The sequence below is a fragment of the Acinetobacter sp. 228 genome (assembly GCF_048147885.1).
Genome location: NZ_JAYWYV010000655.1, coordinates 1 through 1,001, shown reverse-complemented (window position 1 = coordinate 1,001; position 1,001 = coordinate 1). Strand labels below are relative to the sequence as shown.

Here is a 1,001-nt window from a genome sequence, read left to right as displayed (position 1 = left end):
TTGATAATAACTATTTACACCCAAGTATTTTAGCCAATTTGGCGCAAACCTATGTTGATACTGCCGGACAGATTAATCCACGCATTCTTGTTCGTGGTAATGCTGAGGCATTTAAAGATACCAACCATACCAACCGTATTCGTGCTTGTCTGTTTACGGGGCTACAAATGGCCCATTTATGGCGACAACTCGGCGGTAGTTCATGGAACATGATTTTTAGCAAACGTAAATTGCTACAGGATATTCAAGCACTTGCTCGTTTACAGTACCAAGTTATCTAAGGCTGTAACGAGAGTATTTTTGTTTTATGTTTATTCCAGCATTAAGGAATCGTTATGAACGCTTTAACCGCACTATCACCATTAGATGGACGTTATGCCAGCAAATGTGATGCGCTACGCCCTTTTCTTTCTGAGTTTGGTTTAATTCATGCTCGTGTCACTGTGGAAGTGCGTTGGTTACAAGCGCTTTCTAACCGTCCGGAAATTGTTGAAGTTGCTCCTTTCTCAGCTGAAACAAATGCAGCTCTAGATGCAATCGTAAGCAACTTCTCTGAAGAAGATGCGAACCGCATTAAAGAAATTGAACGCACAACTAACCATGACGTAAAAGCAGTTGAATACTTCTTGAAAGAGAAAATTGCAGGTATTGCTGAATTACAAAATGCAGGTGAGTTCATTCACTTTGCTTGTACATCAGAAGACATCAATAACTTGTCTCATGCACTTATGCTTAAAAACGGTCGTGAAGTTTTAGTATCAAGCATGAAGCAAATTTTAAATGCAATCTCTGCTTTAGCTACAACTCATGCTGAACAACCGATGTTGTCTCGTACACATGGTCAAACTGCTAGCCCAACAACTTTGGGTAAAGAAATGGCGAACGTTGCATATCGTTTAGCTCGCCAAATCAAACAATTTGAAAATGTTGAATTACTAGGCAAAATCAATGGTGCAGTAGGTAACTACAATGCTCACCTTTCTGCTTATCCAAATGTGGAT

2 protein-coding genes are annotated in these 1,001 nt (G+C 39.8%); both read left to right on the top strand.

What is annotated here, in order from left to right; translation table 11 throughout:
- Positions 1–281: DUF489 family protein (locus VXQ92_RS21635; protein ID WP_416683131.1), on the top strand; the 281-nt coding region annotated here is incomplete at its 5' end.
- Positions 282–335: 54 nt separating this feature from the next.
- The coding region (locus tag VXQ92_RS21630) for a lyase family protein (RefSeq protein WP_416683130.1) at positions 336–1,001 on the top strand (666 nt) is incomplete at its 3' end.